Annotated in this window: 9 protein-coding genes, 2 pseudogenes and 1 riboswitch; of the genes and pseudogenes, 7 read left to right on the plus strand and 4 right to left on the minus strand. The window is 72.1% G+C overall.

Features of this window, described 5'->3' with window-relative positions; all coding sequences use genetic code 11:
• Positions 1-47: 47 nt before the first annotated feature.
• Positions 48-3134, plus strand: a complete 3087-nt coding sequence (locus OG371_RS03510; protein WP_329065479.1) for an arabinosyltransferase domain-containing protein — start codon at positions 48-50, stop codon at positions 3132-3134.
• A gap of 62 nt (positions 3135-3196) precedes the next feature.
• Here the strand turns inward: OG371_RS03510 and OG371_RS03515 are convergent, their stop codons facing one another.
• Genes OG371_RS03515 through OG371_RS03525 form a run of 3 tightly spaced genes read right to left on the minus strand, consistent with a single transcriptional unit; the run spans position 3197 to position 6452 of the window.
• Entirely contained in the window at positions 3197-4717 is a 1521-nt protein-coding gene (locus tag OG371_RS03515) for a precorrin-2 C(20)-methyltransferase (RefSeq protein WP_329065481.1), read from the minus strand.
• The gene (locus OG371_RS03520) at positions 4714-5337 is read right to left on the minus strand and encodes a precorrin-8X methylmutase (protein ID WP_329065484.1); all 624 of its coding nucleotides are present in this window, start codon (positions 5335-5337) and stop codon (positions 4714-4716) included. Before OG371_RS03520 ends, OG371_RS03515 begins: the two co-directional genes overlap by 4 nt.
• Positions 5334-6452, minus strand: coding sequence for a precorrin-3B synthase (locus tag OG371_RS03525; protein ID WP_329065486.1), 1119 nt, complete (start codon positions 6450-6452; stop codon positions 5334-5336). The genes OG371_RS03520 and OG371_RS03525 overlap by 4 nt, the downstream gene beginning before the upstream one ends.
• Before the next feature lie 142 nt (positions 6453-6594).
• Between OG371_RS03525 and OG371_RS47325 the strand changes: the two are divergent.
• From OG371_RS47325 to OG371_RS03555, 6 genes and pseudogenes are all read left to right on the plus strand, one after another.
• Positions 6595-6669, plus strand: a pseudogene (locus OG371_RS47325) (hypothetical protein); the annotation flags it as partial.
• 40 nt (positions 6670-6709) lie between these two features.
• Positions 6710-6904 (plus strand): annotated as a pseudogene (locus OG371_RS03535) (ABC transporter permease); the annotation flags it as partial.
• A gap of 43 nt (positions 6905-6947) precedes the next feature.
• Positions 6948-7187, plus strand: coding sequence for a helix-turn-helix transcriptional regulator (locus OG371_RS03540; protein WP_091626801.1), 240 nt, complete (start codon positions 6948-6950; stop codon positions 7185-7187).
• A 22-nt stretch (positions 7188-7209) separates the two neighbouring features.
• Entirely contained in the window at positions 7210-7833 is a 624-nt protein-coding gene (locus tag OG371_RS03545; protein WP_329065489.1) for a hypothetical protein, read from the plus strand.
• 65 nt (positions 7834-7898) lie between these two features.
• Positions 7899-7968, plus strand: a riboswitch (cobalamin riboswitch).
• Between the two features lie 52 nt (positions 7969-8020).
• Positions 8021-11632, plus strand: a complete 3612-nt coding sequence (gene cobN, locus OG371_RS03550; RefSeq protein WP_329072900.1) for a cobaltochelatase subunit CobN — start codon at positions 8021-8023, stop codon at positions 11630-11632.
• 506 nt (positions 11633-12138) lie between these two features.
• Positions 12139-13353 carry a chitinase gene (locus tag OG371_RS03555; RefSeq protein ID WP_329065491.1) on the plus strand — a complete coding sequence of 405 codons (1215 nt, stop codon included), beginning with the start codon at positions 12139-12141 and terminating at the stop codon, positions 13351-13353.
• A gap of 450 nt (positions 13354-13803) precedes the next feature.
• Here the strand turns inward: OG371_RS03555 and OG371_RS03560 are convergent, their stop codons facing one another.
• The gene (locus OG371_RS03560) at positions 13804-14910 is read right to left on the minus strand and encodes a dihydrofolate reductase family protein (protein ID WP_329065493.1); all 1107 of its coding nucleotides are present in this window, start codon (positions 14908-14910) and stop codon (positions 13804-13806) included.
• Between the last annotated feature and the right edge of the window lie 3 nt (positions 14911-14913).

Consider the following 14913-nt stretch of genomic DNA (forward strand, 5'->3'; position numbering starts at 1 on the left):
ACCAGGGGTCTGCGTAACCGACATCGATCACACGCTAGCCTCCGCCGATGCGTCCGATTGCCGTAGCGCTGGGGTTGCTTTCGGCTCTTTGCGCCCTGGCTTTCCCCTTCCTGCCGGTCGTGCAGGACACCGCGGAGTTCTCGTGGCCCACCGGCACCGACACCCGTTCCCTCAACGCGCCCTTGACCGGTTACTGGGCCCAGGACCTGCAAGCGGAAGTGCCGTGCCCGGCCATCCACTCCCTGGACGCGCGCACGAACGGCCCGGCGCTGCTGCTCGCGACCGTCCCGGACGGCCGCACCGACCCGCGCGCGGGCAAGGGTGTCGGCCTCCAGCTGCGCGTCGACAACGGTGTCCTTCTCGCCTCCAGCCAGGGTCAGCAGCTGGTGCAGCAACCGCTGCCGCAGGACGGCTGCACGGTGAAGCTCAGCTCGGACGCTTCGCAGATGACGCTCTCGGTCGCCGGGACCACGGTGTTCCACACGACCGGCGACGTCCGCCCGCGGGTGGTCGGCATCTACTCCTCGATCAACTCCGCGCGCGACCCGATCGCGGGCCTGCACGTGACGGTCGTGCCGGACACGCGCTACCAGACCTCGCCGACGCCGCTGAAGCTCGGCGTCGGGATCCTCGCGCTGCTGGCGTTCATCGGCTGCCTGATCGTGGTGTGGCGGATGGACTCCGGCTTCGCGCGGCGCGCGCCCCGCTGGGCGCCGGTCGGCTGGTGGCGGCTGACCGGGCGCGACGCGACGGTGATCCTCGCGCTCGGCGCGTGGGTCTTCATCGGGCCGGTGACCTCGGACGACGGCTACATCCTGACCATGGCCAGAGTCACCGAGCAGACCGGTTTCCTGACCAACTACCACCGCTGGTTCGGCGTCGCGGAGGCGCCGTTCGGCTGGTTCTACCACGTGTACGAGCTGATGGCGCACGTCAGCGTGGTACCGCCGTGGATCCGGCTGCCGTCCTACCTGCTCGGCGTGATCAGCTGGCTGCTGATCAGCCGTGAGGTGATGCCGCGGCTGGGCACGCAGGTGCGCGGCAGCCGCGCGGCGGGCTGGGCCGCGGCGGCGGTGTTCCTGGTCTGGTGGATGCCGTACAACAACGGCGTCCGGCCGGAACCGGTGGCAGCACTGGGTTCCCTGCTCGCGATCTGCGCGGTGGAGCGCGCGCTGGTCACCCGCCGACTGCTGCCGTTGTGCCTCGGCCTGACCGCCGCCGCGTTCACCCTGGCCGCGACGCCGACCGGGCTGATCGCCGTGGCCCCGTTCCTGGTCGCCGCGCGCCCGTTGTTCAAGCTGGTCCGCCAGCGCGCGACGAACGGCTGGCTGCCGATCCTCGCGCCGATCGCGGCCTCGGGCCTTCTGGTGCTGGTGGTGGTGTTCGCCGACCAGACGTTCGCCACCGTGCAGGAGGCCACGCGCATCCGCACCGCGGTGGGCCCGAACCTGTCGTGGTTCCAGGAGCTGGTGCGTTACCAGCTGCTGTTCGAAAACCTGCCGGACGGCTCCGCGCCGCGCCGCTTCCCGGTGCTGCTGGTGTTGCTGTGCACCGGAACCTGCCTGGTCGTGCTGCTGCGCCGCGGCCGCATCCCGGGAGCCGCGCTCGGCCCGAGCCGCCGGCTGATCGGCACCGTCGCGTTGTTCTTCCTGCTGCTCGCGCTGACGCCGACGAAGTGGACGCACCACTTCGGCGCGTTCGCCGCGGTGGGCGCCGCTATGGCCGCGTTGACCGCGCTGGCCACGAGTTCGACGGTCTTGCGCTCGAACCGCAACCGCGCGGCGTTCCTGGCCGGGCTGCTGGTGGTCGGCGCGCTCGCCGCGACCGGGCCGAACACGTACTGGTTCGTCTCGCGCCTCGGCGTGCCGTGGACCAACGTGGCGCCCTCGCTCGGCGGCATTTCGCTGTCCACCATCCTGCTGGTGGCGGCCGCGGTCGCCGGGATTTACGCGTTCGTGGAGAACATCCGCGCGAACCGGCCGGGCGCGGCCGCCGCGTCGCAGGAGGGCCGCAGCCGTTCCCTGCGGCTGGGCTCGCTGTCGCTGGTGGTGGTGTGCGGGCTGGCGGCCGTCGGCGAGTTCTACACGATGGCGATGGCGATCCACACCCAGTCCGGCAGCTACAGCCTGGGCGCGGCGAACTTCGGCCACCTGTTCGGCAAGAGCTGCAACCTCTCCGATCACGTGATGGTGGAGCGCGACCCGGCGAAGAGCATCCTGCACGCGCAGGCCGAGCAACGCACCGTGCCGGTGAAGCCGGAGGAAACCTCGCCGCTGCCCAACCCGGACCTCGACAACGGCCGCGTGCAGACCGGTTTCCACACCCGCCCGACCGACGACAAGGACCCGCTCGCCGAGCCGCCGCACGGCTTCACGCCCGCGCAGGTGCCGATGTGGAGCAGCTACCTCGACACGCAGACGCGCGCGGGCCGGCTGCGCAGCGACTGGTACGCGCTCACGGAAAAGCCCGCGGACGGTCAGATCGTCGTCGCCACCGCGGGCCAGGCGCGCCGTCCGACGTCGGTCAGCCTCGACTACGGCGTGAACACCGCGGCCGGGGTGAAGATCCTGCGCAGCCAGTTCGTGCTGCCGCCCGGCGCGGGCACCGGCGGCTGGGGCGACACCCGGATCAACCTGCGCGACCTGCCGCCGGAGACGAACGCGGTGCGGATCAACATCGTCGACAACGACCTGACCGAGGACGGCTGGATCGCCGCGTCCGCCCCGCGCGTGCCGACGTTCACCACGCTCACCGACAAGCTCGCGGGCAAGTCCGTGTATATCGACTGGCCCGCGTCGTTCGTCTACCCGTGCGCGAACCCGGTCACCTCGCACGACGGCGTCTCGCAGGTCCCGGACTACCGCATCACCGCGGGCAGCCTGGCCGACGAGGCCGACTGGGCGTCCAGCACCAACGGCGGCCCGAACGGCTGGCTGGAAGAGCTGGCCGACGAGCCGGAGGTGCCCAGCTACCTGCTCGGCCAGCCCAGCCAGTCGTGGGGCCAGCTGCTGCAGGTGGAGCCCTTCACCGAGGGCATCGCGCCGACCATCCACCGGAGCAGCAAAACCGTCTGGGGCTGGTGGTCGCCCGGGCCGGGTCCCAAGCAGCCCAACGGAAAGGACCCGACCCGCTGAGCCGACGCCGTCAAGGACTCCTTACCGGCGTGCCACGCGGGCAAGGAGTCCTTGACGGCACTTCAGCGGTAGCTGCGCGGCGTCCACACGATCGCCGCGCCGCCGGGCCCGGCCTCCACGCGAGTCTGCGACGAGCCCACGATCAGCAGGCACCGCATGTCCACAGTGGATGGGTCCAGCCCGCCCAGCGTGGTGACGCGGATGTCCTCCTCCGGCCCGCCCACGTCGCGGGCCACCACGAGCGGGGTGGCCGGCGAGCGGTGGCGCAGCAGCACTTCCTGGGCCGACGCCAGCTGCGTCACGCGCGTGCGTGACGCCGGGTTGTACAGCGCCAGCACCAGATCCGCCGCACCCGCCGCGTCGAGCCGGCGTTCGATGATCTCCCACGGCTTCAGCCGGTCCGAAAGCGAAAGCACGCAGTAGTCGTGGCCCAGCGGCGCGCCAACGCGGGCAGCGGCGGCCTGCGCGGCCGTCACCCCCGGCACCACGCGCACCCGCACACCCGCGCCGACGCCGGCCGAAACCTGCTCCAGCACCGCCGAAGCCATCGCGAACACCCCGGGGTCACCGGAGGAGACGACGGCCACCCGCGCACCGGCCCCGGCCATTTCCAGCGCTTCGGCCGCGCGGTCCGCCTCGACCCGGTTGCCCGACGGATGCCGTTGCTGGCCCGCGCGCTGCGGCACCCGCGCGACGTACGGCCCATACCCCACCACGTGGTCCGCCGCCGCCAGCTCCGCCGAAGCCTCCGGCGTCAGCCATTCCGGGCCCGCCGGGCCGAGGCCGACGACCACGACCTCGCCGCCTTCAGTGGTTTCAGCCGTAGCAACAGCCGGTTCGGGAGCACCGTCCACGCGGGACGCATAAGCCGGGCTTGGCAGCAGCGCCAACGAAAAGTACGGCACCGAGGCCGGGTCGACGTCCGCGAGCGGCAGCACCCGCTGCTCGCCCCAGGTCGCGCGCTCGACGTACCACGCGTCGTCCAGCTTGCCCGCCTCCGCGAACGCCTCGCGCACCGAGCCGAACGTGCGGCCCAGCTTGAGCACGGCCGCGGACTCCGTGTCGGCCAGCCGCCGCGCCAGCTCCGGCGCGGGCAGCGTGCCGGGCAGCACCGTGAACACCTCGTCGCGCTGCACCAGCGGGCGGCCGAGCACCGAGGACGCCGCGCTCACCGACGTCACGCCGGGCACCACCTCCGCGGTGTAGCGCCCGGAAAGGCGTTCGTGCATGTACATGTAGGAGCCGTAGAAAAACGGGTCGCCCTCGCACAGCACCACGACGTCACGCCCGGCGTCGAGGTGCTCGGCCAGCTTCTTGGCGCTCAGCTCGTAGAAGTCCGCGATCGCGCCCTCGTAACCGCCGGGGTGATCGGTGGTCTCCGTGGTGACCGGGTAGACCAGCGGCTCCTCCAGCTGCCCTTCCCGCAGGTACGGCGCCGCCACGGAACGCGCGATGCTCCGACCGTGCCGCGCGCTGTGGTACGCGATCACGCCGGCCTCGCCGATCAGCCGGGCCGCCTTGACCGTCATCAGCTCCGGGTCGCCGGGTCCGAGGCCGACGCCGTACAGCTTCCCGGGCGTCATTCGGCCACGCTCGCGAGCGCGTTCACGGCCGCCACGGCCATCGCGCTGCCGCCGCGGCGCCCGTGCACCACCAGGTACGGCGCGGGCGAGGCCTTCGCCAGCTCCACTTTGGACTCCGCCGCGCCGACGAAGCCCACCGGCACGCCGATGATCGCGGCCGGCGCGCCGACGCCCTCGTCGAGCAGTTCCAGCAGCCGGAACAGCGCGGTCGGCGCGTTGCCGATCGCGACCACCGAGCCGGGCAAGCGGTCGCGCCACAGCTCCAGCGCCGCCGCCGAGCGCGTGGTGCCCATCCGCTCGGCGAGGCCCGGCACACTCGGATCGTCCAGCGTGCAGACGATCTCGTTCGCCGCGGGCAGCCGCTTGCGAGTGATGCCGCTGGCGATCATCTTCGCGTCGCACAGCACCGGCGCGCCCGCCTCGAGCGCGGCGCGGCCGGACTCGACCACGTCCAGGCTGTAGCGCAGGTCGTCGACCAGGTCGACCATGCCGCAGGAGTGGATCATCCGCACCGCGACGCCGGCGACGTCGTCGGGCAGGATCGCCAGGTCCGCCTCTTCGCGGATCGTGGCGAACGAGTGCCGGTAGATCTCGGCCCCGTCCCGCAGGTAGTCGATCACGAGTTTTCCTTTCTCACCAAGGCTTCCGCCAGACGGGAGACCGGGGTCCACCGCCCGTCGACACGGTAGCCGCCGCCCTCGGCGACCACGTCCAGGTGGGCCCCGGCCGGGCGCCCGCAGCGGCGTGCACAGCCGGCGACGTGCGCGCGGACGCCACCGGGAACCAGCTGGGCGGCGTCGGCCCGGACGTCGGCGAGCGACTTCGCGCAGCCCGGCCGCCCGATGCACGCGGTGATCTCCAGCGCGGCAGGGTCAGTGCTCAGCCCCGCGGCGTTCAGCCGGTCGGCGTCGGTCGCGCCAGGCAGCACCACCGAACGCCACGGCGTCACCACGGCGGACGCGGCGACGTCGGCGAGCACCCGCACCTGCGTGGCCGTGAACTGCCCGAACCGGGGCGCGACCCCGACCGCGGAGCCGAACCGGCCCACCGTCGGATCCACTCGCACCGGCCGGTCGACCGGATGCTCGCGCGGTCCGGCGGGCAGCAGCGCCTGCGGGTCGGCCAGCTCGGCGATCCGCCATGCCGTCCCCCGCGTTTCGCCAAAAGTGGCGGCCACGGCGAGCATCGCGTCAACGGCGTCGGCCAGCGGCACTGACCAGCCGGTGTCCGCGCCAGCCAGCAAGACCGTGCCGAGCGACGGCGTGACGGCGCGCCAGCAGACATCCGCGCCCTCACCGGCGACGTCACCACGGCCGTCGTCGAAGGCGAACAGGAACCGCCCCGGCAGCGAAGCGAGCGCGGGCCGCGCGCACAACTCGATGTCCAGTGCCTGCGCCAACCCCCGGACGTCGGCGATCCCGCCGTGGAGCCCGCTGAGCGGCGACGCCAGGACGTTGCGGACGCGCTCGTGCGAAGGCGAGGGCAGCAATCCGGCCGCTGTCAGGCGCTTCGCCAGCCCGGGACGCGTGACGCCGCGAAGCTGGACGTTGCCGCGCGAGGTGAGGTGGATGTCGCCGTCGCCGAGGTCTTCGGCGCACGCGGCGAGCACCCGAAGGCGCTCCGCGGTGATGGCGCCGCCCGGCAGCCGGACGCGGGCCAGCGGGCCGTCCGCCGCGTCGTGCGTGGCGAAAACACCGGGGCACGCGTCGGCGCGCACGCGGGCGGGGCTGCACATGACGCTCACTGTAGCTGGCGAACGATTCAGCAACCCTGTGATCGGATGTAGTGCATATGCTATATTTGGTCGCACAGGTGAGATGGGAGTGGTTCCGATGCGGAATCAGGGCGAAGCAGTCCTGCGCGTCGAAGAACTGCGGATGCGCTACGGGACGAACGACGTGCTGCACGACGTCGCGTTCACCGCGCACCGCGGTGAGGTGCTCTGCCTGCTGGGGCCGAACGGCGCGGGCAAGACGACGACGATCGAGATCCTCGGCGCTGCTGCCGGACTCCGCCGTGGTGGTCGAGATCGGCCAGTCCTGGCGGCCGTGGGCGACCCTCGGCGTGCTGGCCGCGTGGGCCGTGATCGGATTGGTGCTGGCCCCGATCCTGCTGCGCCGGATGGCACGGCGGGAGTCCGGGTCTTCGGTGGCGGCACGACGGGAAAGGGCGCTGCAGCGTGCGTGAGCACCGTGAGCACAGCCGACGTACTTCCTCCCGCGGAGGCTGAATGAGCGAGAACGTCTACAACCGGATCTCGGTGCTGCGCGCCGAGCGCGGGATCTCCCGCCGCCAGCTGGCCGACGCGCTGGGCGTGCACTACCAGACCATCGGCTACCTGGAGCGCGGCGAGTACAGCCCGAGCCTGCACCTGGCGCTGCGGATCGCGGAGTTCTTCGAGGTGGCGGTGGAGGTGCTGTTCTCCACCGCCCCGTTCCCGCGGATCGGCGACCGCGAGCACACGGGCTGACCGGCGGGGTATCAAGGACGGTGTGATCGTCCCCGAACACCTGCGCGCCGCCGAGCTGCTGATCGACCACGTGCCGGCCGAGCACAACCGGTACAAGGCGTCCGGCGAGCCCGACGTGGTGAGCTGGGCCGAGCCGTGGCGCAACCACACGCAGTGCGCGTCGTTCCAGACCCAGGTGCTCAAACGCGCCTACGACTGGGCCGACGACGAGTTCTTCACCGCGCACTTCCGCTCGGTCAGCCCGCCCTCGCGCACGTACTGGTGGGTGTTCAGCCGCCGCGCCGTGCCGCACTTCGAGCCCGTTGACACGGTCGCGGGCCTGCGGGCGGGCGACCTGGTGGTGATCGACTACGGCCACCGGCGGCCGGTGAACACCGGGCACATCGTGCTGGTCCGGGGCGCGCCGGTGGCCGACGGGGCCGGCGCGTACCGGGTGCCGGTCGCCGACTGCACCGCCGATCCGCACGGCACCTCCGCGGAGTTCCCGGACAGCCGTAGCCCCGGTGGGCAGGGCGCCGGGCGCGGGCACATGGTGTTCCACGCCGACCCGGCCACCGGGGGTTTCGGCGGCTACGCGTGGAGCGTCACGGCCCGGCGCAGCCATCCCGCCGGCGAGCGGCCGATCGTCGCGGTGCGCGTGGTCTGACACGTCACCTTGACGCACGTGGCCGCACCCGGCGAGAGTGAGCGGGCACCACGCGTCGGCAGGTGGAGGAACCCGGTGAGAGTCCGGGACGGTCCCGCCACTGTGACCCGGAGTGATCCGGGGAGCCAGGAACTCCCGCCGGCGCGACCGACGACCCGGGGCGCGGACACCCCGAGTGAGGAACACCGTGATCCTGCTGCTGTCCACTTCGGACACCGACCTGCTCAGCGCCCGGGCCGCCGAGGGCGAGTTCCGCCTGGCGAACCCGGCTCGCCTGGACCTCGCCGAGCTGCCCGGCCTGCTGGACGGCGCGTCGATCGTGGTGGTCCGGATCCTCGGCACCCCGCGCAGCTGGCAGGAGGGGCTGGACACGCTGCGCGCGTCCGGTTCGCACGTGGTCGTCCTCGGCGGTGAGCAGACGCCGGACGCGGAGCTGATGAAGCTCTCGACGGTGCCGTCCGGCATCGCGGCGGAGGCGCACGCGTACCTCGCGCAGGGCGGGCCGGAGAACCTCACCCAGCTGCACCGTTTCCTGTCCGACACGCTGCTGCTCACCGGCGACGGCTTCGAGCCGCCCGCCGTGCAGCCCGCCTGGGGAGTGCTGGAGCGGCCCGCGTCCCCGAACGCCGGGCCGGTGATCGGGATCCTCTACTACCGCGCGCACCACCTGTCCGGGAACACCGCGTTCGTGCACGCGCTGGCCGACGCGATCGAGGCCGCGGGCGGGCGGGCGCTGCCGATCCACTGCGCGTCGCTGCGCACGCGCGAGCCGGAGATGATGGCCGAGCTGGGCCGCGCGGACGCGCTGCTGGTCACCGTGCTGGCCGCGGGCGGCACCCGGCCGTCGGAGGCCGGCGCCGGTGGCGACGACGAGGCGTGGGACGTCGCCGAGATGGCCGGCCTGGACGTGCCGATCCTCCAGGCGCTCTGCCTGACCAGCGACCGCGAGACCTGGTCGGGCAGCGATGAGGGCCTGACCCCGCTGGACGCCGGCAACCAGATGGCCGTGCCGGAATTCGACGGCCGGCTGATCACGGTGCCGTTCTCCTTCAAGGAAATCGACGAAGACGGCCTGCCCCGCTACGTGCCCGACGCCGAGCGCGCGTCCCGCGTCGCCGGGATCGCGCTGGCGCACGCGCGGCTGCGTCACACGCCGCCGCCGGAGCGCCGCATCGCGCTGATGCTGTCGGCGTACCCGACGAAGCACTCGCGCGTCGGCAACGCGGTCGGGCTGGACACGCCGGCGTCGGCGATCAAGCTGCTGCGGCAGATGCGTTCCCGGGGTTATGACCTCGGGGCGGACGCGTTCCCCGGCGTCGAGCCGACCGGTACCGAACAGCCGGACGGCGACGCGTTGATCCACGCGCTGATCGCGGCCGGTGGCCAGGATCCCGAGTGGCTGACCGAAGAGCAGCTGTCGGGCAACCCGATCCGCGTGCCGGCCGCGCGGTACCGCGAGTGGTTCGCGCGGCTGCCCGCGGAGTCGCGCGAGGCGATGGAGGAGCACTGGGGCCCGGCGCCGGGCCAGCTGTATGTCGACACGTCGTCGAATCCCGAAGGCGACATCGTGCTGGCCTCGCTCCAGGCGGGCAACGTGGTGATCATGATCCAGCCGCCGCGCGGGTTCGGCGAGAACCCGGTGGCGATCTACCACAACCCGGACCTGCCGCCGAGCCACCACTACCTCGCCGCGTACCGCTGGCTGGAGGAGGAGTTCGGCGCGCACGCCGTGGTGCACCTGGGCAAACACGGTTCGCTGGAATGGCTGCCGGGCAAGACGGCCGGGCTCTCGGCGGCCTGCGCGCCCGACGCCGTGCTGGGCAACCTGCCGCTGGTCTACCCGTTCCTGATCAACGACCCGGGCGAGGGCGCGCAGGCGAAACGCCGCGCGCACGCCACGATCGTCGCCCACCTGATCCCGCCGATGGCGCGCGCCGAGTCGTACGGCGACCTCGCGCGGCTCGAGCAGCTGATGGACGAGCACGCGAACATCGCCGCGATGGACCCGGCGAAGCTGCCCGCCGTGCGCGCGCAGATCTGGACGCTGATCCAGGCCGCCAAGCTGGACCACGACCTCGGCATCGACGAACGCCCGCACGACGCGGAGTTCGACGACTTCCTGCTGCACATCGACGGCTGGCTGTGCGAGGTCAAGGACGCCCAGATCCGCGACGGCCTGCACATCCTGGGCGAGGCGCCGGTCGGCGAGGCGCGGGTGAACCTGGTGCTGGCCATGCTGCGCGCCCAGCAGATGTGGGGCGGCAAGCAGGGCGCGGTGCCCGGCCTGCGCTCGGCACTGGGGCTCAAGGAGAATTCCGACACGCCATTGTCCGAAGTGGACGCCATCGAGACCACTGCCCGGACGCTGGTCGAGGCGATGGAGGCGCGCTCCTGGGCGCCTGCGTCCGTGGCCGCTGTGGTGGCAGAGGTGCTGGGCAGCCCCGACGAGCAGGTCGCGCACGTGTTGACGTTCGCGGCCACGGAGATCGTGCCGCGACTCGCGGGCACCGACGCGGAGCTGGACGCCGTGCTGCACGCCCTCGACGGCGGCTACATCCCGGCCGGCCCGAGCGGTTCGCCGTTGCGCGGCTTGGTGAACGTGCTGCCGACGGGCCGGAACTTCTACACCGTCGACCCGAAGGCCATCCCCAGCCGGCTGGCCTGGGAGACGGGTCAGGCGCTGGCCGATTCGCTGCTGCGCCGGTACCGCGAGGACAGCGTTTCGCACGAGTGGCCGCGTTCGGTCGGGCTCTCGGTGTGGGGCACGTCGGCGATGCGGACGTCGGGCGACGACGCCGCGGAGGTGCTGGCGCTGCTGGGAGTGCAGCCGGTGTGGGACGAAGCGTCACGGCGCGTCACCGGCATCGAGGCGATCCCGCTGTCGGAGCTGGGCCGCCCGCGCATCGACGTGACGGTGCGGATCAGCGGCTTCTTCCGCGACGCGTTCCCGCACGTGATCACGCTGATGGACGACGCCGTCCGCCTGGTCGCCGGCCTGGACGAGCCGCTGTCGGAGAACTACGTCCGAGCGCACGTCTCCGCGGATTTGGCTGCCCACGGCGATTCCCGCCGCGCGACGACCCGGATCTTCGGCTCGAAGCCCGGCGCGTACGGCGCGGGCCTGCTGCCCCTGATGGACTCCGGCAACTGGCGCGACGACAAGGACTTGGCCGAGGTGTACGCGGTCTGGGGCGGCTTCGCCTACGGCCGTGACCTCGACGGCCGCCCGGCGCGCGAGGACATGGAGCAGTCGTACAAGCGCATCGTCGTCGCCGCGAAGAACACCGACACGCGCGAACACGACATCGCCGACTCCGACGACTACTTCCAGTACCACGGCGGCATGATCGCCACCGTCCGCGCCCTGACCGGCACCGCTCCCGCGTCGTACGTCGGCGACTCGACAACGCCGGACGCCGTCCGCACCCGCACCCTGGGCGAAGAGACGGCGCGCGTGTTCCGCGCCCGCGTCGTCAACCCGCGCTGGCTCTCCGCCATGCGCAAACACGGCTACAAGGGCGCCTTCGAACTGGCCGCGACCGTCGACTACCTCTTCGGCTTCGACGCCACGGCTGGCGTGGTGGGCGACTGGATGTACGAGAAGCTGTCGGAGTCGTACGTCCTGGACCAGGTCAACCAGGACTTCCTCCGCCAAGCCAACCCCTGGGCCCTGCGCGGAATCATCGAGCGCCTCACCGAAGCCGCCGACCGCGGCCTGTGGTCCGAACCGGACCCCGACCTCCTGGCCCAACTCCGCGACGTCTACCTGACCTTGGAAGGCGACCTGGAAAGCGAGTGACCTGGCGGGTGGGCTGGCGCGGTCAGCGGCTGCTGCGGTCGGTGGCTGCTGCGGTCGGTGGCTGCTGCGGTAGGTGGTTGCCCAGGCATCCTCGCCGCCGCACCACTTGGCTGCCGCGCCGCCTCATCCCCAGGTGCCCAACCACTCCGCCACCGCACCACCCGGCTGCCGCGCCGCCTCATCCCCAACCGCCCAGCCACCCGTGGCCGCGCCACCCGGCCGCAGCCCGCCCTCCCCCGCCGCGAGCCGCACTCGGTCAGCCGCCGCGATCCCGGGCCCGGCCAACCCTCCCGGCGTTCGCCACTGCCGCGACCGGACCACTGGCCACAGTGGTCCCGGCGCGCGAGGACGATCCGGTTGGGCCGCCAGGGTGAACGCGACGTCACCAATCCCGGCATATCGCCCGTAGCCGCCCTACGGATGTCGGAAGCTCCGCCTTACGCCTTGACTTCGCAATGGTCTAGTCCAATGCTGTAGCGCACCTCGCCTCGACAGTTGGAGGACAGATGCGACGAAGCAGACTGGCCGCCGTCGGGATCGCCGCCGCCACCGTGCTCGGGGCTGCCGCGACCTTGGCCGCGACCGCCAACGCGCAGCCCGATGCCGCGGCCGCCCCCGCCGCGCTCGGCAACAACTGGTACGCGTCGGCCCCGTATCTCATGCCCCAGAGCAACAACCCGCCCGACCCGGTCACCGTGATGAACGCGACCGGGCAGAAGGCGTTCCAGCTGGCGTTCATCCTCGCGCCCAACGGCGGCGGCTGCTCGCCCACCTGGGACGGCACGTCCGCGGTGTCCTCGGACACGGCCGTGGCCGGTGTGATCAGCAAGATCCGCGGCGCCGGCGGCGACGCTTCCGTGTCCGTCGGCGGTTACGGCGGCACCAAGCTCGGCCAGACCTGCGGCTCCGTCTCCGCGACGGCCGACGCCTACCAGCAGGTCATCACCAAGTACGGCCTCAAGGCGATCGACTTCGACCTCGAAGAGCCCGAGTACGAAAACACCGCCGCGATCGCGAACGAGCTGGGCGCCGCGAAGACGTTGCAGGCCAACAACCCGGACCTGTTCGTCTCGGTGACCATGCCGGGCACGGCGGCCGGCACGGGCTGGTTCGGCACGCAGCTGCTCGACCAGGCCAAGTCGATCGGCTTCTCCCCCAACAACTTCTCCATCATGCCCTTCGACGGCGGCTTCAACGGCGGCTCGTCGCAGGTGTCCGCGCTGGAGGCGTTCCACGGCCTGCTCGTCAGCCACATGGGCTGGGACAGCGCCACCGCGTACTCGCACGAGGGCTTCTCCGGCATGAACGGCAAGTCCGACGCCGCGGAGATCTTCAACCTCTCGGACTTCCAGACGGTGTACGACTACGCGACCAGCCACAAACTCGGCCGCTTCACCTTCTGGTCGGTCAACCGCGACCGCGCCTGCGTGGGCACGACCGACAACGGCGTCTGCTCGAACGTCCAGCAGAACGACTGGGACTTCACGAAGTTCACCACCCAGTTCGCCGGCGCCACCCCGCCGCAGACGGGCCCGCCGACCAGTCCGCCTACCAGCCCCGGCACCTGCGCCGCCACGGAATGGTCCAAGACGCAGGTCTACACGAACGGCAACACCGTCTCCCACAACGGCCACAAGTGGACCGCCAAGTGGTGGACCCAGGGCGAGGAACCCGGTACCACCGGCCCGGACGGCGTCTGGACCGACAACGGCACCTGCTGATCCTCGCGCTCCATCGAACGCCGGGTGGTCCCCGACCCACCCGGCGTTCGCCTTGTCCGGCGCAGGCCCGTTCGCATGCACCTTGCTCGCGGTCGCTTTGTCCGGTGTCCGGCCCCTCCCACGCTCGACTTGTCCGGCACCCAGCCCGTCCCGCACTCAGCCGATTCCACGTTCGCCTTGTCGCGGCTTCGACCTGTCCTGCGCTCGGCCCGTCCGCTGTCGCCTTGTCCCGGCTTCGGTCTGTCCTGAGTTCGCCGTGCCCCGGCTTCGGGCCGTCCCGCAGTCGGCCCATCCGGCGTTCGGCTTGTCCTGCGCAGGCTCCACGGCCGGATTCCGCGACAGCTGCCTTCGACTCCGGCCCCGCCCTCAAGCCCGTGGCCGCCGACGGTTCAACCCAGCGAAGCCGAGCGTCCGTCCATCGAGAAAGTGTTTCGTACCAACAGAATCGCGTCAGGGACGAACGCCGGGCAGGTGCGTGTTCGCGCGGCGCACATCCGCGGCGAGCGCCGGGACCTCGATCACCTGACGACCGGCCGCCGTCAGCTGCTCGACTCCCTCGGCCTCCACGAAGAGTGACGGCTCGCGCCACGCCATGACCACTCGCGGGATCGCCGTCGCGAGGATCAGCTGGGTGCAGCTGCGCGGGTGTGACGCGCGGGCGCTGCACGGCTCGAGCGAGCTGTACATCGTCGCGGTGGCGAGGCGGGGGTCGTCCGGGGAGAGCTTGGCGAGCGCGGCCTCCTCGGCGTGGTTGCGCGGATCGCCCTCACCGGAATGCCCGGTGGCGAGCACGGTTCCGTCGGGGGCGGCGATCACCGCACCCACGCGGAACGTCGAGCTCGGCGGGCACTCGTCCGCGAGCGCGATCGCCTGGCGAAGCCGCAGGACGTCGAGCGCCGACGGTTCCGCCGCCACGCGGTAGTGCAGCACCGCGACGTCGCCCAGCTGGCGCACCTCCGTCAGCCGCAGCGGGCGCGGGACCGCGCCGGTTCCCAGGAACCGCGGCGCCCGCGGGTCACCGACGGTGATCGGCGCGATGGCGAGCCGCAGCTCGTCGGCCAGGCCCGCGGCGAGGAACTGCGTGTGCACGGCGCCGCCGCCCTCGACGAGCAGCCGCCGGACGCCGCGCGCGCCGAGATCGTCGAGGATCCGCTCCAGCTCGGGCGGTGTGCCTGCGTCGACGAGCGTCGCGACGTCACGCAGGTCGTCCGCGGACATCGGCGGCGCGTAAACGAGTTTCGCCGTGTCGCCGGTGGTGAAGAAGCGCGAGGTCGGGTCGAGCTTGCCGCTGCTCGTCACGGTCACCTTGATCGGCTGCTCGGGCCGGCCCTCGGCCACCCGCTCGCGGCGCAGCTCGGCCGAGCGGACGAGCAGGCGCGGGTTGTCCGCACGGACCGTGCCCGCGCCGACGAGGATCGCGTCGGACTCCGCGCGCAGCCGGTCGACCTCCGCGAAATCGTCCTCATTGGACAGCAGCAGCCGGGTGCTGCTCGCGTCGTCGAGGTAGCCGTCCAGCGACTGGGCGGCCGAGAGCACGACGTGGGGCCGGGCGGTCATCGA

Origin of the sequence: Amycolatopsis sp. NBC_01480, from assembly GCF_036227205.1 — a bacterium.
GTDB lineage: Bacteria > Actinomycetota > Actinomycetes > Mycobacteriales > Pseudonocardiaceae > Amycolatopsis.

Coding starts and splice junctions, on each gene's coding strand:
- OG371_RS03515 (WP_329065481.1), bottom strand. CDS start 4,717: ATGACGCCCGGGAAGCTGTACGGCGTCGGCCTCGGACCCGGCGACCCG.
- OG371_RS03560 (WP_329065493.1), bottom strand. CDS start 14,910: ATGACCGCCCGGCCCCACGTCGTGCTCTCGGCCGCCCAGTCGCTGGAC.
- OG371_RS03555 (WP_329065491.1), top strand. CDS start 12,139: ATGCGACGAAGCAGACTGGCCGCCGTCGGGATCGCCGCCGCCACCGTG.
- OG371_RS03525 (WP_329065486.1), bottom strand. CDS start 6,452: ATGTGCAGCCCCGCCCGCGTGCGCGCCGACGCGTGCCCCGGTGTTTTC.
- OG371_RS03540 (WP_091626801.1), top strand. CDS start 6,948: ATGAGCGAGAACGTCTACAACCGGATCTCGGTGCTGCGCGCCGAGCGC.
- OG371_RS03510 (WP_329065479.1), top strand. CDS start 48: ATGCGTCCGATTGCCGTAGCGCTGGGGTTGCTTTCGGCTCTTTGCGCC.